Raw genomic sequence first — 17517 nt, forward strand, 5'->3', positions numbered from 1 at the left:
GACGCTCCTTGCAGTGGTTCGACAGCCCGCTGTTAACGGGTGGGCTCCGCGTCGGCTTCGGCGAACGCTTCGCGGGCCAGGCGGAAGCTGTCCACCGCCGCGGGTACGCCGCAATAGATGCCGACCTGGAGCAGGATTTCACGAATCTGTTCCCGGCTCAGACCATTACGCAAAGCGCCGCGGATGTGCAGCTTGAGCTCGTGGGGCCGGTTGAGGGCGGAAATCATCGCCAAGTTTATCATGCTGCGCTCTTTGAGCGACAAGCCGTCACGGCCCCAGACATGGCCCCAGCAGTATTCGGTGACCAGGTCCTGCAGCGGCTTGGTGAAATCGTCGGCGTTCTGCATCGAACGGTTGACGTACGCCTCGCCCAGCACCTGGGTGCGGATCTGCAGGCCTTTTTCGTACTTCTCGTTGCTCATCGGCGGGGCTCCTGGAGAAGGTCGATAAGATGAAATGAGCGCGAAGCCTGGGGTGAATCCATCGTCGGCTCACCGACGATGAATTCAACCCCGGTCCTCAGCCCAGCGGCGGCAGCGCGCCGAGCTTGCCCTTGTGATAGAGCATTGGCGTCACCGGTTCGGCCGGCAGCACCAGGTTCTTCACGGCGCCGACGATGATCGCATGATCACCGCCATCGTACTCGCGCCACAGCTCGCACTCGATGATCGCCGTGGCCTTGGCCAGCAGCGGGTTACCCAGCTCGCTCAGGTGCCAGTCGATGCCCTTGGCCTTGTCCTTGCCTTTGCCCGCGAAGGCATAGGCCTCGGCCGTCTGCTCGGCGGACAGCAGGTGGATGGCGAACTGCTTGCTGTCGCGCAGGATCGGGTAGGTGTCGGAGGCGTAGTTGGGGCAGAACAACACCAGCGCCGGCTCGATCGACAGCGCACTGAAGGCGCTGGCGGTGATGCCGACGATACCGCCCTGCGGATCGAGGGTGGTGACCACGGTGACGCCGGACGGGAAGGAGCCCATCACGTCTTTGTAGATGCCAGGTTCGATCATCTCGTGCTACCTCTTCAACGCATCACAAACGGATCGGGCATCGGCGCGGTGGACAAGTTGATCCACACGGTCTTCAGCTCGGTATAGGCGAGCACCGAATCGATGCCGCTCTCACGGCCGTAGCCGCTGTTCTTGAAACCGCCGATCGGCGCCATGGCCGAAACGGCGCGATAGGTGTTGACCCAGATGATGCCCGAGCGCACGTCGCGCGCCAGGCGATGGGCTCGGCCCAGGTCGCGGGTCCAGATGCCGGCGGCCAGGCCGAACTGCGAGTCGTTGGCCATGGCCAGGGCCTGTTCCTCGGTCTTGAAGCGGATCACTGCCGCGACCGGGCCAAACACTTCCTCTTGCATGATGGTCATCGAATGGCTGTCGCATTCGAACAGGGTCGGTTCGTAGAACCAGCCGTCGCCCTCGACCTCGGCGCGCTTGCCGCCCAGGCGCAGCTTGGCGCCTTCGGCCTGGGCCGCAGCCACCAGGCCTTCCACCACCGCCAGTTGCTGGGCCGTGGCCATGGGGCCCATTTCGCTGGCCTCGTCCTGCGGGTTGCCGATACGAATACGCTTGGCGCGCTCGATCAGGCGTGCGACGAACTCATCGAAGATCTCGTCCTGCACCAGCAGGCGCGAACCGGCCACGCAGCTTTGCCCGGAGGCGGCGTAGATACCTGCGACCGCGCCATTGATGGCACTGTCCAGGTCGGCGTCGGCGAAGATGATGTTGGGCGACTTGCCGCCCAGTTCCAGCGACAGCTTGGCGAAGTTTTCGGCACTGCTGCGCACCACATGGCGGGCCGTGGCGGCGCCGCCGGTGAAGGCGATCTTGCGCACCAGCGGGTGACGGGTGAGGGCGGCACCGGCACTGGGGCCGTAGCCCGTCACCACGTTGACCACGCCCGCAGGGAAGCCTGCCTCGAGGGCCAGGCGGGCCAGTTCGAGAAGGGTCGCCGAGGCGTGCTCTGACGGCTTGAGGACGATGGTGTTACCGGCGGCCAGTGCCGGGGCCAGCTTGATCGCGGTCAAGTACAACGGGCTGTTCCACGGGATGATGCCCGCTACCACGCCGATCGGCTCGTGCACGGTGTAGGCGAACAGGTCGGGCTTGTCCAGCGGCAGGGTGCCGCCTTCGAGCTTGTCGGCCAGACCGGCGGTGTAGTGGAAGAACTCCGGCAGGTAGCCGACCTGGCCGCGGGTCTCGCGGATCAGCTTGCCGTTGTCACGGCTTTCCAGTTGCGCCAGGTGTTCCTTGTTCTCGGCGATCAGGTCGCCGAGGCGGCGCAGCAACTTGCCGCGCGCAGTGGCGGTGAGGCCGCGCCAGGCCGGGTTGTCGAAGGCGCGTTGGGCGGCCTGCACGGCCAGTTCGACGTCCTGCGCGTCGGCATCGGGCAATTGCGCCCAAGCCTGGGCGGTGGACGGATCGAGGCTGTCGAAGGTCTTGCCGCTCTGGGCATCGCGCCACTGGCCGTCGATGCACATCTGGAAACGAACGAGGGTCATGCAACTATCCCCTTGGCGGATTCGGTGAGGGTGCGCGCTTCGCGCAGGAAGTCCAGCAGCATGCGGTTGACGTCACGTGGGGCTTCCACCGGCATCATATGCCGTTGCTCGGCCAGCACCACGCTGCGGGCGCCGGGAATGCGCGCGGCAAGCTGGCGGGTCATGGCCGGGGTGGAACCGGTGTCGAGCTCGCCGGTGGCGATCAGCGTCGGCACCTGGATGCTGCCCAGGTCGGCTTCGCGGTACATGTCCTGTGTGGCGAACAGCGAATAGGTGGTGTGGTAGCCCTGCGGGTCGTTGCCGGCCAGCACCTGACGGATGGCCGCGACCTGGGCCGGATTGGCGGCCTTGTATTCACGGCTGAACCAGCGCTCCAGCGCCGCATCGACGTTGGCGTCCGGGCCCAGTTCGGCGGCCTGGGCGGCGCGGGCAATGACCCCGGCGCTTTGCTCGGGGCTGCGGTTGAACACGCTGTTGAGCACCACCAGCGCCGACAGCCGCTGCGGATAGTGCAGGGCGAAGGCGCGGGCGATCAGCCCGCCCATGGAGAAACCGATCACGGTGGCCTGGGCGATCTGCAGATGATCGAGCAGCTCGACCAGTTGCGCGGCGTAGCCTTGCAGGTCGGTATCGACAGCGGGGCGAGCGCTCTGGCCATGGCCGAGCATGTCGTAGGCGATGACCCGGTAATCGGCGGCCAGGCCGACGAATTGTCCGCCCCACATTTCCTTGTTCAGGCCCACGCCGTGGATCAGCACCACGGGTTGGCCCTGGCCGAGGCTCAGGTAGCTGGTCCCGGCCGGTGTACGTTCAGCGACAGGCTGAATCATGGGTGGTGCTCCTTGAAGGCCGCAGCGTCGACGCGTCGCTGCGGCCGGTGTGCAGGTCGTTATTGGGCGCTGGCTTTCTCGGCCGCCAGTTCTTCCAGGTCGATATAGCGGTTACCGATGCGCGGATGCAGGCGGCCGCCGTCGGCTGCGCCCAGGACCACGACGATCTCGTCGGCGCGCGGGGCGTCTTCGATCTGCATTTCCAGGGTGATGTAGTGCGAACGCAGGCCCTCGTCGTCCTTTTGCATCATCGGGATCTGGATCGAAGTGCCAGGGCCGCCGCGCTTGTTTGTGAAGCTCAGGTAGCTCTTGGCCTGCACGGCCTCGCGGTAGTGATTGCCGAAACGCAGGGTGTGGATCACCGCCGAGGCGTGCTCGATCTCGCCGTCGGCACCCACTACCGCTGCCTTGCCGTAGGCTTCGATCTTGTCCGCGCCGCCGATGGCTGCCGTGAGGCGCTCGACCATGAGGGCGCCCAGCTCGGAGCAGTTGGCACGGATTTCTGGCTTGAGGTCTTCAACGAAACCGCGACCGGCCCATGGGTTCTTGATCACCACGGCCAGGCCGACCATGGTCACTGGCTTGTCGGTGGCCTTGCCGCCTTCGATGCGGGTTTCTTCGGAGTAGGTGACGATCTTGCGGATTTCGAAACTCATGGGGGGCTCCTGGTGAGGAAAGTCAGCGATTAATCAGTTTGTCTTATGGTATACCATAATACCAATTATGGAAGTGCCAAATGGCGAGCTTCAAGCGGCAAGTCAACGCAGGCTGCGATCAACCTGCCGCTTGTGACGGCCTGTCTCAGGCAAAGGCCGGGACCACTTCCTTGATGAACAGCTCCAGCGACTTGCGCTTTTCTTCGTGCGGCAGGCTGTTGTCGCACCAGAAGCTGAACTCATCGACACCTAACGCCTGGTAGTAGCGGATGCGCGCGATGATTTCTTCGGGGGTGCCGATCATGGTGTTCTTGCGGATGTTGTCCAGCGCGAACGCCGGCACTTCGGCGAACTTGGACTCCGGGCTCGGCTCCAGGAAACCATCGACCGGCGTGGTCTTGTTGCCGAACCAGGCGTCGAAGGTGCGGTAGAAGCGCGAGATGGCCTGGGCGCCGACTTTCCAGCCGTCCGGGTCGGCCGGGCTGTGCACGTGGGTGTGGCGCAGCACCATCAGTTGCGGGCGTGGCACCTCGGGGTTGTTATCCAGAGCGGCCTGGAACTTGTTTTTCAGGTCCAGCACTTCCTCGTCGCCCTTCATCAATGGGGTGACCATGACGTTGCAGCCATGCTTGACCGCGAAGTTGTGCGAGTCCGGGTCGCGCGCAGCGATCCACATCGGCGGCATGCCCGCCTGTACCGGCTTGGGCACGCTGGTCGAGGTGGGGAAGTTGTACACCTCGCCTTGGTGGGCGTAGTCGCCCTGCCACAGCGCGCGCACCGCCGGGACCATTTCGCGCAGGGCCTTGCCGCCGTCGGTGGCGGGCATACCGCCGGCCATGCGGTCGAACTCGAACTGGTAGGCGCCGCGGGCCAGGCCCACTTCCATGCGGCCGTTGCTGATGACATCGAGCAGGGCGCATTCGCCCGCCACGCGGATCGGGTTCCAGAACGGCGCGATGATGGTGCCGGCGCCCAGGCGAATGGTTTCGGTGCGGGCGGCCAGGTAGGCCAGCAGCGGCATTGGGCTTGGCGAGATGGTGTATTCCATGGCGTGGTGTTCGCCGATCCAGACCGTGCTGAATCCGCCGCGCTCGGCCATCAGGGTCAGTTCGGTCAGATCCTCGAACAGCTGGCGGTGGCTGACCTGGTCATCCCAACGTTCCATGTGCACGAACAGCGAAAATTTCATGGGGTTTTCCTCGGAGCGAGTGGTGGTCGCCTGGCGGGGCAGGGGGCGGATGACAACGGCTCGGGCCGTGTGCTCAGGTGAGACCCCTGTCGCTCGCTCAGGCAGGTGGTGTCAGGCGAGCGCGGGCAGGCTGGCCATCTTGCCGCGGCAATAGATCATCGGGCTGGGGGCCTCGTCGGGGACGATCAGGTTGTGCACCTTGCCCACCATGATGGCGTGATCGCCGCCTTCGTATTCGCGCCACAGCTCGCACTCGATGATCGCCGTGGCACCGGTCAGCAGGGGATTGCCCAAGGCGCTCAGGGTCCACTCGATGCCGTTGGCCTTGTCCTTGCCCTTTTTCGCGAACGCATAGGCTTCGGCCTGCTGATCGCCGGAGAGCAGATGAATGGCGAAGCGCTTCTGCTTGATTAGCACGGGGTAGGAGTCGGAGCTGTAGTTGGGGCAGAACAGCACCAGCGGCGGGTCCATCGACAGGGAGGAAAAAGCGCTGGCAGTGAGGCCGACGACCGAGCCGTCGTCGTCCAGGGTGGTGATGACGGTGACGCCGGAGGGGAAGGAGCCCAGGACGTGCTTATAGAGGGTTGCGTCGATCATGGCGTTACCTCGATGGGGCGTGCGGTGGTCCGCGGTTTTTATCGTTGATGTGTCTGATGGTATACCGTAATACCTATATTGCAAGCGAATTTTTCCGCGACCCAGGGGCGGCGATGAACGGTGCAAAGCCCGTAATCACTGGTCCGCTGGGCTAGGCGACTGCCCTGGCGTGAGGCGCTAAACGGATCAGGTGCGCCGAAAAAGTGCGGAGCAGTGTTGTCAAAAGTTTGGAATACCATAATATGGTCTTCAGCTGAGAGGCCGCCCAGAGCGGTTTCCATACAACGATAAAAATGATCCTTTCGAGCTGAAATCCTATGTCCCAACCGTCGTCGCAACACCAGTTTGTCGAAAATCATACGGTCGATCATGTTCCCCCCTCCGAGCGCCACGGGAAGGCGCGCGACCTGTTCACCCTCTGGTTCAGCACCAACATCGCCCCCCTGCCGATCGTCACCGGCGCGATGGTGATCCAGGTGTTTCACCTGAACCTGATGTGGGGTCTGGTCGCCATCGTGATGGGGCATCTGCTGGGCGGTATCGTCATCGCCCTGGCCTCTGCGCAGGGACCGCAGCTGGGCATTCCGCAGATGGTGCAGAGCCGCGGTCAGTTCGGGCGCTACGGCGCGTTGCTGATCGTGTTCTTCACCGCGTTGATCTACGTCGGCTTCTTCATTTCCAATATCGTCCTGGCGGGCAAGTCGATCCATGGCATCGCCCCGAGCGTGCCGATGCCGAGCGCGATCGTGATCGGCGCCCTGAGCGCTACGGCCATCGGGGTGATCGGCTATCGCTTCATCCATAGCCTGAACCGCATCGGCACCTGGGTGATGGGTTCGGCGCTGCTGGCCGGCTTCATCATGATGTTCGCCCAGGACCTGCCGGCCGACTTCTACAGCCGCGGCGCCTTCAACCTGTCGGGCTTCATCGCCACCGTGTCGCTGGGTACCATCTGGCAGATCAGCTTCTCGCCCTACACCTCGGACTACTCGCGCTATCTGCCCAAGGAAATCGGCATCGCCAAGCCATTCTGGGCGACCTACTTCGGCGCCACCCTGGGCACTATCCTGTGCTTCAGCTTTGGCGCGGTGGCGGTGTTGTGCGTGCCCGAAGGCACCGATGCCATGGAGGCGGTGAAGCAGGCCACCGGCTGGCTCGGACCGATTCTGATGGTGCTGTTCCTGCTCAACATCGTCAGTCACAACGCGCTGAATCTGTACGGGGCGGTGCTGTCGATCGTCACCGCGATCCAGACGTTCGCCGCTCGGTGGACGCCGAGCGTGCGCGTGCGGGTGGTGCTGGCTTCGCTGATTCTGCTGGGCTGTGCGCTGGTGGCACTCAACGCCTCGGCCGGCTTCATCGGTCAGTTCATCGGCCTGATCCTGGCACTGCTGCTGGTGCTGGTGCCCTGGGCGTCGATCAACCTGGTGGACTTCTACCTGATCAAGAAGGGCGTGTACGACATCGCCTCGTTCTTCCGCGCTGATGGGGGCATCTATGGACGCTTCAACCATCACGCCATCGTCGCCTACGTGTGCGGGATTCTGGTGCAGTTGCCGTTCGCCAATACCGCGCTGTATGTGGGGCCCTACTCGAATCTTGTCGAAGGTGCGGACTTGTCGTGGTTGTTCGGTCTGCTGGTGACCGTGCCGCTTTACTACTGCCTGGCCACGCGCGGGCAGCCGGTGAAGGCGGGGAGGGTGGTGCGGGTAAATGAATGAAGCGCCAGGGGCCGCAGGGCGGCCCCGGTCTCTCTGAATCAGACTTTGAACTGCGCCACCATCCCATTCAACTCCACCGCCAGGCGCGATAGGTCCTGCGCCGCCGCGCTGGTCTGGTTGGCTCCCGCCGAGGTCTGCATCGCCAGGTCACGGATGTTGACCAGATTACGGTCCACTTCGCGCGCCACCTGCGCTTGCTGTTCCGAAGCACTGGCGATCACCAGATTGCGCTGGTTGATCGCCGCGATGGCCTCGGCGATCAACTCCAGCGCCTGGCCGGCGGCCTGGGCCACTTCCAAGGTGCCGCTGGCACGCCCTTGACTGCTGTGCATCGAACCGACGGCGCGCTCGGTGCCGGTCTGGATACCGCCGATCATCTGTTCGATTTCCGCCGTGGACTGCTGCGTGCGGTGCGCCAGTGCCCGCACCTCGTCGGCCACCACGGCGAAGCCGCGTCCGGCTTCGCCCGCGCGCGCCGCTTCGATGGCCGCGTTGAGTGCCAGCAGGTTGGTCTGCCCGGCAATCGAGCCAATCACATCCAGCACGCGGCTGATCTCATTGGCGCTGGTGGCCAGTGCTTCGATCTCGCTGGAGGTGCCGGTAACGTCTTCGACCAGATGCTGGATCGAGCTCAAGGCCTGGTTGACCTGATCGCGGCCGTCGCGGGTGGTCTGGTCGGCGCCTTTGGACGCGTCGGCTGTGCTGACCGCGTTGTTCGCCACTTCTTCTACCGCCGCCGTCATCTGGTTGACGGCAGTGGCCGCCTGATCGATCTCGGCACTCTGCTGGTGCAGGCCGCGGCTGGTGTCTTCGGTGACCGTGTGCAGCTCTTCGGAGGCCGAGGCCAGTTGGTCGGAGGACGCTGCGATCTGCCGAATGGTGTCGCGCAGGTTCTGCTGCATGCGGCTCAGGGCGCGCAGCAGCAAGGCCGGCTCGTCACGGCCGACGATGTGAATCTCTTGGGTGAGGTCACCGGTGGCCACGCGTTCGGCTACCCGCACGGCCTCGCCCAAGGGCAGCACGATACTGCGGGTCAGCAACACGGCGATGGCGGCCAGGGCGATGAGAATGGTGACCAGCGCGGCGACGATCAGCAGGAAGGCTTCGTCGTAGGTGTCGCTGCTCAGTTGAGAGGCTTTGTCCGCGCCGTTGGTGTTGTACTGCATCAACTCGCCGAGGGCTTTCATCATGGTGTCGGCGTATTCGGCGAGCGGGCCGTTGACCAGGCGCTGGGCCTGGGCGATATCGCCATTGGCGGCAGCCTCGCGGATGGACTTCTGCAGGCCGTGGTAGCGCTCGGACAAGCGGGTGAAGGTGTTGAACAGGGCGCGGTCGTCCTGTTCCTCGATGGTAGCCTCGTAGGTCTTGATACCTTCGGCAAGCTCGTTGTTGATGTCGCCGATGTGGCTGAGCGTGGCTTGGCGTGCGGTGGGGTCTTCTTCGATCACGCTGCGCAAGGTGAGTGCACGGGCCCGGCCCAGGCTGGTACCGACCTCATTGAGGGCGATGATCGCCGGCATCCAGGTCACGCGGATTTCGTCGGTGGCGCTGTCCATGCGCCGGGTCTCGTACAGGGCGACCAGGCCCATGATCAGCACCAGCACGCCCAGCAGTGCGAAGACACACGCCGCCCTGATTCCGATCTTCATATTCCTTAACTGCATCTCGCTACTCCTTGGATGTGGCAGGCAGGCCCTCGGTGGCCGGCGTGTCGCGGGATCTAGGCAACACATCTGGCGCCGGGTGACCTACGGCAAAGTATGCTTTCGTCACGATGTGTAAGATTTTTGACGTCAATGATGCCATGTCGCCACGATTCGTGACCACTTGTTCGATGTAACAACGTTTACAAACTGATACGTCATTTTTTGACGAATCTGTCAGCTTTTATCGGTTCAGTGACCACTTTGCGGTGTTCTAAAGCCAGTTTTGCGTCTATGGCCCGCCGCGACCTTGGGTCGCAGTCAGCCACTTCGCGCATCTCGCGCCCTCATGGTTTCCTCCGCGCCGCGTAGCCGCTAAGGTGCGCGGCATACTCCGCCCGGTATGAACCTGACCATGACAAGTCCCCGCACCTTGACTTCACCCGCCGCAGCGCCGATCAGCCGAGGTCTGGTGATACTGCTCGCGTTCTGCTGCGGCGCCATCGTCGCCAACCTGTACTACGCCCAGCCCATCGTCGGCCTGATCGCGCCGGACCTGGGGCTGTCCACCGAGCGCGCCAGCCTGATCGTGTCGCTCACCCAGATCGGCTATGCCCTGGGCCTGCTGCTGCTGGTACCGCTGGCCGACTTGCTGGAGAACCGCCGGCTGATGATCGCCACGGCTGTACTGGCGTGCGTCAGCCTGTTGCTGGCCGGCAGCAGCGGCCAGGGGCAGGGCCATCTGTTCCTGGCCTATGCCTTGCTGATCGGCTTCAGTTCGGTGTCGGTGCAGATGCTCATTCCGCTGGCGGCCCACCTGACACCGGAGCATCAACGCGGGCGTGTGGTGGGCAACATCATGGGCGGTCTGCTGCTGGGGATTCTGCTGGCGCGTCCGCTATCGAGCCTGATCGCCGACCATTTCGGCTGGCGTGCCGTATTCATCGCGGCCGCGGGGCTGATGGCGGCGATGGTGCTGTTGCTGGCACTGACCTTGCCGCGTCGGGTGCCTGAGCACAGGGCCAGTTATGCGGCGCTCATGGCCTCGTTGGTCGGGCTGTTGCGGCGCCACCGGGCGTTGCGACAGCGCGCGTTGTATCAGGCGCTGATGTTCGGTGGGTTCAGCCTGTACTGGACTGCCGTACCCCTGGCGCTGACGCAGGAGCACGGTTTGTCGCAGAGCCAGATCGCCGTATTCGCCCTGATCGGCGCGGTGGGCGCGATCGCCGCGCCGATTGCCGGGCGCATGGCCGACGCGGGCCATGCGCGTCTGGGCACCCTGTTGGCCCTGACGCTGGCACCGCTGTCGCTGCTGTTCGGGCTGACAGCGCCGGGGGCGAGTGTGGTGGGCCTGGCGCTGACCGGTGTGCTGCTGGATTTTGCCGTGCAGATGAACATGGTGATCGGTCAACGCGAGGTGTATGCACTGGATCCGGCCAGCCGTGGACGGCTCAATGCCCTGTACATGACCAGTATCTTCATTGGCGGAGCCCTCGGCTCGGCGGTGGCCAGCGCCGTTTACGCCGGTTACGGCTGGACGGGCGTAGTGCTGGTGGGCGCGGCGTTGCCGGCAATCGGGCTGTTGGTCTTCCTGATACAGGGGCGACGCGCTCGGGGTTGAGCGCTGCGCCCCTGGCATTGGTGCATCAGGCGTTGGCTTGCATGGACTCGATCAGTGTCCACAGGCGCGGGTCCTGGTAATCGTCGATCACCAGTCCTGCCCCCGCCTGCAGCAGGCGCTCGGCCGGCTGGGTGGTGGCCAGGGCCACGGTGAAGATGCCGGCATCGACCGCTGCTTTCACGCCCGGCAGCGAATCCTCGAAGGCCAGCGCCTGCTCGGCCTTGGCGTTCAGGCGTTGCAGGCCAGTGAGATAGGGCAGGGGATCGGGCTTGGGCCGCGCCAGCTCGTCAGCCACCAGCACATGCTCGAAGCGTTCGATCAGCCCCAGGGCCTGAAGCATGTGTTCGGCATTCAGGCGTGGCGCATTGGTGACCACGCACATGCCCAGGCCTTGCTGCTCGGCGTGCGCCAGCAGGGGCAGCAGACCGGGCAGGGGTTCGAGGCGGGGCGACAGCTCGCGGAACAGTGCCTCCTTGCGTTCGGCCAAGGCCTGGCATTGGGCGGCATCGGCCTGAGGGAACAGTTCCTTGAACAGCAGGCCGTTGGAGCGACCGCTGACCTGTTCGTTGAACTGTGCCTGGGTCAATTCGCGACCGTCGTGATCGTGCAGCAGCTTGCGAAAGGCCTGCAGGTGCAGGGTGTCGGTATCGGTAAGGGTCCCGTCGAGGTCGAACAGCAGGGCGGTCAGCATCGGGCTTCCTGTCAGGTGAAGAAACAATTCAGCGGCCACTATAACCAATGTGGCGACGAAGGGGGCTGTTCAGTGTTTTACGAAAAGAGTACAAATGTGCTCCATGAATACGCTCACTCCCAAACGCCGCGCCATCCTCGACTTTATCCGTGAACGCATCGCCGAACACGGTCAGCCACCGAGTCTGGCCGACATCGCCCAGCGCTTCGGCTTCGCTTCGCGGAGTGTGGCCCGCAAGCACATCAGCGCCTTGCATCAGGCGGGGTTCATCGAGGTCACGCCCAACCAGGCGCGAGGCATTCGCCTGGCCCAACCCGCGCGCCGTCCGCAGGTGCTGGAGTTGCCGGTGCTCGGTCGGGTGGCCGCCGGTGCGCCGATCGGGCCGGATCTGGACATCCACGAGCAACTGCTGATCGACCCCAGCCTGTTTCGGCGCACACCGGACTATCTGCTGAAGGTGCGCGGCGACTCGATGATCGGCGACGGCATACTCGATGGCGATCTGGTGGGCATCCTGCAGCAGGCCGAGGCCCGCGACGGGCAGATCGTCGTCGCCCGGCTCGACGGCGAGGTCACCATCAAGCGGCTGGAGCGGGTCAACGGTGGGTATCGGCTGCTGCCGCGCAACCCGGCCTATGCTGCTATGGAGGTCGGCCCCGAGCACGACTTCTGCATCGAAGGGGTGTTCTGTGGCCTGGTGAGGCGTGACTGATGGGCGCGGTGGTCGATCTCGACGGGCTGCTCGACCAGCGTCGTGTCTGGCGCGGGCGACAGGCTCAGCCCCGTGCCCTGGGCCTGCAGCCCACCGGTCATGCCGACCTGGATGCACGCTTGCCCGAAGGCGGCTGGCCACCGGCGGCGCTCAGTGAACTGCTGCTGGCCAGCCCGGGCTGCGGCGAGTTGCACTTGTTGTGGCCGACGTTGGCGCGCCTGAGCGGTGAGGGCGGGCGGGTGCTGCTGGTGGCGCCGCCGTTCATTCCCTATGCCCCGGCCTGGCAGGCCGCCGGGGTCGACCTGCGCTGGCTGGCGCAGGTCGAGGCCAAACCGGACGAAGCGCTCTGGGCTGCCGAGCAATGCCTGCGTTCGGGCAGTTGTGCGGCGGTGCTGTGCTGGCCGGAGCGGGTCGACGATCGCGCCTTGCGTCGCTTGCAGGTGGCTGCCGAAACCGGTGAGGCGCTGGCGTTCGCCTGTCGCCCGCAACAGGCGGCACACAACCCATCGCCTGCGGCCCTGCGCATCGCTATCGATACCCGCCCGGCGCAGTGGCGGGTGCTCAAGTGCCGCGGTGGCCTGGTGCCTGCGGCCCCCATCAGCACTGCCGGGCGAGGTTGATGCGCCATGCTCTGGGCTTGCATCCTGCTGCCGCAACTGGCGCTGGACACCGTCCTGCGCGGACGCGACGACGCCGATGCGCCGCTGGTGCTGTTGGCCGGTCCCGCGCAGCGTCGGGTGTTGCAAGCGGTCAATGGCGCCGCCGCAGCGCTGGGGCTGCGTGCGGGCCAGACGCTGACCGCCGCCCGCGCCTTGGCCGAAGGATTCACCTGTGTCGAGGTGGAACCGGCGCGCATCGAGCAGGTCCAGCAACTGCTGGCAGCCTGGGCCTACCGCTTCAGCGCCCAGGTCAGCCTGCACTACCCACGCGCACTGCTGCTGGAAGTGGGCTCGAGCCTGCAATTGTTCGGCCCCTGGTCACGTTTCGAGGCGCGACTGCGCGAAGAGCTGCAGGCGTTGGGCCTGCGCCATCGCATCGTGCTGGCGAGCAATCCAGTGGCCGCTCGCATGCTGGCAAACGGTCACGATGGCCTCGCGCTGACCTGCCCCGAGCAGACCCGCGCCGCGTTGGCGAACATGCCGCTGGACCGCGTCGGTTTGCCGACCGAGGCTGCCCAGGCGTTGTCCCGCATGGGCCTGCATCGACTCGCGCAGGTGCAGGCTTTGCCTCGCGATGCCGTGGCCCGACGCTTCGCCGCCAGTGTGCAGTTACACCTGGATCACCTGTTCGGCCTGCGTGCCCTTGGCCTGGATTTCTATCAGCCGCCTGATCGCTTCGAGTCACGGCTGGAATTGAATTTCGATGTCGAGTCGCATCAGGCGTTGCTGTTTCCGTTGCGCCGGCTGATCAACGACCTGGCAGCCTTTCTTGCCGGACGTGACTGTGGCGTGCAGCGCTTCGAGCTGCACCTGGAGCATGTCGAAGGTCCGGACACCGTACTCAAGGTTGGCCTGCTGGCTGCCGAGCGGGAGCCTGCGATGTTGTTCGAGCTGGCGCGTGGTCGCCTCGAGCCCTTGCGTATTGCCGCCCCAGTGCGCACCTTGCGCTTGCTGGCCGAGGACCTGCCAGCGTTCGTGCCCCAGCACCGAGCGTTGTTCGACCCGCGTGCGCAGCAGGCCCAGCCCTGGGAGCAATTGCGCGAGCGTCTGCGCGCCCGCTTGGGCGACGAGGCGGTCAAGAGCCTGTGCGCCGCTGCCGATCATCGTCCGGAACACGCTTGGCAGACAGCGGAGCAGGGCGCGGCGAGCGGCCTTGTGGTCATCCCTGGCAGCCGTCCTGGCTGGCTGCTGAGCCAGGCTCAAGCCTTGCCCGAATCGGGTGTGCACTGGTTGGGCAAGGCCGAACGCATCGAGTCGGGCTGGTGGGACGGTGGCGACGTGCGCCGCGACTACTACCGCATCGAAACCCGCGACGGCTTGCGCGGCTGGGCCTATCGCGATCTCGCGCAGCCTGGACCCTTGTGGCTGCAGGGCTGGTTCGCATGACGCCGCCCGAATACGCCGAGCTGCACTGCCTGTCGAACTTCAGCTTCCAGCGCGGCGCCTCAAGTGCCGACGAGCTGTTTCGTCGGGCAGGTGAGCAGGGTTACCAGGCCCTGGCGATCACCGACGAATGCACCTTGGCCGGTATCGTCAGGGCCTGGCAGGCGGCCCGCGAGCACGGCGTGCGGCTGATCGTCGGTAGCGAAGTGCGGATGCACGACGGGCCATGCCTGGTGCTGCTGGTCGAAAACCTCGAGGGCTACCAGAATCTCTGTGCGCTGATCACCCGTGCGCGGCGCCGGGCTGAAAAGGGCGAGTATCAATTGCTTGCCGAGGACTTGGAGCATCGCACCCAAGGTCTGCTGGCGCTGTGGGTTGCCGATTCACTCGCCGATCATGCCGATGCCGATTGGTTGCAGCGCCTGTTTCCCGAGCGCTTGTGGCTGGCGCTGCACCTGCACCGTGGCCCCGACGACGATCAGCGCCTGCGAGCAGTCCAGCTTCTCGCGCAGCAATTGCAATTACCGCTCGTGGCTTGCGGCGATGTGCACATGCATGTGCGCGGTCGCCGGGCCTTGCAGGACTGCATGACCGCCATCCGCCAGCACTGCAAGGTGGCTGAGGCAGGCCGCTACCTGTACCCCAACGGCGAGCGACATTTGCGCAGCCGCGATCAACTCGCTCAGCTGTATCCCGCGCCACTGTTGGCCGAGACCCTGGTCATCGCCGAGCGTTGCCGGTTCGACCTGAGCGAGCTCAAGTATCAGTACCCGCGCGAGTTGGTGCCAGACACCCATACCCCCGCCACCTGGTTACGTCACCTGTGCCTGCAGGGCGTACCGGAACGCTGGCCAAACGGCGCCGAAGACGAGGTTCATCAGGCGTTGCAACGCGAATTGGCCTTGATCGAAGAACTGGGCTACGAAAGCTACTTCCTGACGGTGCACGACATCGTCGCCTTCGCTCGACGCCAAGGCATTCTCTGCCAGGGCCGGGGCTCTGCCGCCAACTCAGTGGTGTGCTTCGTGCTGGGCATCACCGAGCTGGACCCCACCCGCCATCACCTGCTGTTCGAGCGTTTTCTGTCACGCGAACGCAATGAGCCGCCGGACATCGACGTGGACTTCGAGCACGACCGGCGTGAAGAGGTCATCCAGTACGTGTTTCGCCGGTATGGTCGTCATCGCGCAGCACTGACTGCGGTGGTCAGTACCTACCATGCTGCCGGTGCGGTACGCGATGTGGCCCGGGTGCTGGGCTTGCCGGCCGACCAGATCGATGCCCTGGCTCAGTGCTGCGGACGCTGGAGCGACCGCATACCCGACGCGCAACGCCTGAGCGAGGCCGGCTTCGAGGCGCAGAGCCCGTGGTTGCGGCGCATTCTGGTGTTGGCGGGCGAATTGATCGGCTTCCCCCGACACCTGTCGCAGCACCCCGGCGGCTTCGTCATCTCCGAGCAACCGCTGGATCGCCTGGTGCCGGTGGAGAACGCGGCGATGCCCGAACGCACGGTGATCCAGTGGGACAAGGACGACCTGGACATGGTCGGCTTACTCAAGGTCGATGTGCTTGCCTTGGGCATGCTCAGCGCTTTGCGTCGCTGCTTCGACCTGCTCAGGCAGCACCGGGGTCGTGATCTGACCCTGGCCACCATCCCCCAGGAAGACCCGGCCACCTATGCGATGATCAGCCGCGCCGAGACCATGGGCGTGTTCCAGATCGAGTCGCGGGCGCAGATGGCCATGCTGCCGCGCCTGCAGCCACGCACCTTCTATGACCTGGTGATCGAGGTGGCCATCGTGCGGCCTGGGCCGATCCAGGGCGACATGGTGCACCCGTACTTGCGTCGTCGCATGGGCGATGAGCCTGTCAGTTACCCGTCGCAGAAACTCGAAGCGGTGTTCGAACGCACCCTGGGTGTGCCTTTGTTCCAAGAGCAGGTGATGGAGCTGGCGATGGTCGCGGCCGACTACAGCCCAGGCGAGGCCGACCAATTACGTCGCAGCATGGCGGCATGGAAGCGACACGGCGGGCTGGAGCCACATCGTGTGCGGCTGCTCGAAGGCATGCAGCGCAACGGATACGAAGCAGCCTTCGCCGAACGCATCTTCGAGCAGATCAAGGGCTTCGGCAGTTATGGGTTTCCCGAATCCCATGCGGCCAGCTTCGCCTTGTTGTGCTACGCCAGCAGTTGGCTGAAGTGCCATGAGCCGGCGATCTTCACCTGTGCGTTGGTCAATAGCTGGCCCATGGGTTTCTACAGTCCCGACCAGTTGTTGCAGAACGCGCGTCGGCAGGGCATTGAGGTGCGTGCGGTGGATGTGTTCCACAGTGCATGGGACTGTACGTTGGAATTGAGGGAAGACGGCGACTTGGCGATCCGTCTGGGGTTGCGGCAGATCCGCGGCTTCAGCGAGGAGGATGCGCGGCGTCTGGAGCAGGCGCGGGCGCAGCGTGCCTGGCGCGATGTCGAGGATTTGTGTTTGCGTGCCGCCCTGGACAGCCGCGCCCGCGCGCGTCTTGCCGATGCTGGCGCCTTGAGGGCGCTGGCTGCGGACCGGCACCAGGCGCGCTGGCAGGTGGCTGCTGTGCAGGCGCAGTTGCCCTTGTTCGCAGGGCTCGAACCTGTGGCGGAAGCGGCGGTGTCATTGCCGGTGCCGACGGTGGCTGAGGAGGTGTTTGCCGACTATGCCTCGTTGGGTACGACGCTCGGACCGCATCCGTTGGTTCTGTTACGACGGCGTTTGCGGGGGTTGGGGTGCCGCAGTCTGGTGGAGCTCGAGGCGTTGGGGCATGGGGATGCGGTTGCCGTGGCTGGGATCGTGGTGGGGCGGCAGCGACCGCAGACTGCCAGCGGGGTGACCTTTGTGACGCTTGAGGATGAGCATGGGTTGCTGAATGTGGTGGTGTGGCGGGAGTTGGCGGAGCGGCAGCGGGGGGTATTGGTGGGGGCTCGGTTGTTGAAGGTCAGGGGGAGGTTGGAGCGGGAGAAAGGGGTGTTGCATCTTGTTGCTCGGCGGCTTGAAGATGTCAGTGGGTTGTTGGAGGGGCTTGAGGTTAGGAGCCGGGATTTTCATTGATTCTTTTGGGGAGGGGACGGGTGGTTTGGGGGCTTATCCGGTGGCTTTGTTGAGGCTGAGTCACCTTTTCGCCCTTACGGCGACCCTCTTTTTTTCTTGGAAAAAAGAGGGGCAAAAACCGCTTGCTCCCGCATACGGCCCCTTCGCTGCGCTGCGGGGTTCCCTCGCGCCGGTGGCATTCCGGGGGTACCGCGCTTAGGGGCCATCCATGGCCCCAAGCGCTTGACGGGCATC

General features: G+C 64.9%; 15 protein-coding genes. 6 read left to right on the forward strand and 9 right to left on the reverse strand.

Annotated features, from left to right (window positions below; translation table 11 throughout):
- Positions 1–32 precede the first annotated feature (32 nt).
- The 7 genes from pcaC to Q6A47_RS10745 all read right to left on the reverse strand — a co-directional run bounded on the left by pcaC (position 33) and on the right by Q6A47_RS10745 (position 5773).
- On the reverse strand, positions 33–422 hold the full coding sequence (pcaC, locus tag Q6A47_RS10715; protein WP_029613154.1) for a 4-carboxymuconolactone decarboxylase: 390 nt from the start codon (positions 420–422) through the stop codon (positions 33–35).
- A gap of 97 nt (positions 423–519) precedes the next feature.
- Entirely contained in the window at positions 520–1005 is a 486-nt protein-coding gene (locus Q6A47_RS10720; RefSeq protein WP_039576980.1) for a flavin reductase family protein, read from the reverse strand.
- Positions 1006–1019: 14 nt separating this feature from the next.
- Positions 1020–2501 carry an aldehyde dehydrogenase gene (locus Q6A47_RS10725; RefSeq protein ID WP_304484296.1) on the reverse strand — a complete coding sequence of 494 codons (1482 nt, stop codon included), beginning with the start codon at positions 2499–2501 and terminating at the stop codon, positions 1020–1022.
- Complete coding sequence (locus Q6A47_RS10730) at positions 2498–3331, reverse strand: alpha/beta fold hydrolase (RefSeq protein ID WP_039576986.1); 834 nt, start codon at positions 3329–3331, stop codon at positions 2498–2500. The genes Q6A47_RS10725 and Q6A47_RS10730 overlap by 4 nt, the downstream gene beginning before the upstream one ends.
- 59 nt (positions 3332–3390) lie before the next feature.
- Positions 3391–3987 (reverse strand): amino acid synthesis family protein, encoded by a 597-nt coding sequence (locus tag Q6A47_RS10735; RefSeq protein ID WP_029613156.1) that lies wholly within the window; start codon positions 3985–3987, stop codon positions 3391–3393.
- 145 nt (positions 3988–4132) lie between these two features.
- Positions 4133–5176: an LLM class flavin-dependent oxidoreductase gene (locus Q6A47_RS10740; RefSeq protein WP_029613157.1), complete on the reverse strand. Its 1044-nt coding sequence runs from the start codon at positions 5174–5176 to the stop codon at positions 4133–4135.
- Positions 5177–5287: 111 nt separating this feature from the next.
- Positions 5288–5773, reverse strand: coding sequence for a flavin reductase family protein (locus Q6A47_RS10745; RefSeq protein WP_039576989.1), 486 nt, complete (start codon positions 5771–5773; stop codon positions 5288–5290).
- Between the two features lie 317 nt (positions 5774–6090).
- On the opposite strand from Q6A47_RS10745, the gene Q6A47_RS10750 reads away from it, so the two are divergent.
- Positions 6091–7494 (forward strand): purine-cytosine permease family protein, encoded by a 1404-nt coding sequence (locus tag Q6A47_RS10750; protein ID WP_029613158.1) that lies wholly within the window; start codon positions 6091–6093, stop codon positions 7492–7494.
- A 38-nt stretch (positions 7495–7532) separates the two neighbouring features.
- Here Q6A47_RS10750 and Q6A47_RS10755 read toward each other — a convergent pair whose 3' ends face one another.
- Positions 7533–9227 (reverse strand): methyl-accepting chemotaxis protein, encoded by a 1695-nt coding sequence (locus tag Q6A47_RS10755; protein ID WP_369811467.1) that lies wholly within the window; start codon positions 9225–9227, stop codon positions 7533–7535.
- A gap of 325 nt (positions 9228–9552) precedes the next feature.
- Here Q6A47_RS10755 and Q6A47_RS10760 point away from each other — a divergent pair, with 325 nt between their 5' ends.
- Positions 9553–10758 (forward strand): MFS transporter, encoded by a 1206-nt coding sequence (locus Q6A47_RS10760; protein WP_369811468.1) that lies wholly within the window; start codon positions 9553–9555, stop codon positions 10756–10758.
- Between the two features lie 25 nt (positions 10759–10783).
- Here the strand turns inward: Q6A47_RS10760 and Q6A47_RS10765 are convergent, their stop codons facing one another.
- The gene (locus Q6A47_RS10765) at positions 10784–11449 is read right to left on the reverse strand and encodes an HAD family hydrolase (RefSeq protein WP_304484298.1); all 666 of its coding nucleotides are present in this window, start codon (positions 11447–11449) and stop codon (positions 10784–10786) included.
- Between the two features lie 94 nt (positions 11450–11543).
- Between Q6A47_RS10765 and lexA the strand changes: the two genes are divergently transcribed.
- The 4 genes from lexA to Q6A47_RS10785 are packed head-to-tail and all read left to right on the forward strand — an operon-like array spanning position 11544 to position 17283.
- Positions 11544–12161, forward strand: coding sequence for a transcriptional repressor LexA (lexA, locus tag Q6A47_RS10770; protein WP_304484299.1), 618 nt, complete (start codon positions 11544–11546; stop codon positions 12159–12161).
- A complete protein-coding gene (gene imuA / locus Q6A47_RS10775) occupies positions 12161–12781 on the forward strand; it encodes a translesion DNA synthesis-associated protein ImuA (protein ID WP_116887992.1) in 621 nt (206 codons plus the stop codon). The genes lexA and imuA overlap by 1 nt, the downstream gene beginning before the upstream one ends.
- A gap of 6 nt (positions 12782–12787) precedes the next feature.
- Complete coding sequence (locus Q6A47_RS10780) at positions 12788–14206, forward strand: Y-family DNA polymerase (RefSeq protein ID WP_304484300.1); 1419 nt, start codon at positions 12788–12790, stop codon at positions 14204–14206.
- Positions 14182–17283 (forward strand): error-prone DNA polymerase, encoded by a 3102-nt coding sequence (locus tag Q6A47_RS10785; RefSeq protein WP_304484301.1) that lies wholly within the window; start codon positions 14182–14184, stop codon positions 17281–17283. Before Q6A47_RS10780 ends, Q6A47_RS10785 begins: the two co-directional genes overlap by 25 nt.
- Positions 17284–17517: the final 234 nt, after the last annotated feature.

It is taken from the genome of Pseudomonas boreofloridensis (genome assembly GCF_030580795.1).
GTDB classification, from domain to species: domain Bacteria; phylum Pseudomonadota; class Gammaproteobacteria; order Pseudomonadales; family Pseudomonadaceae; genus Aquipseudomonas; species Aquipseudomonas boreofloridensis.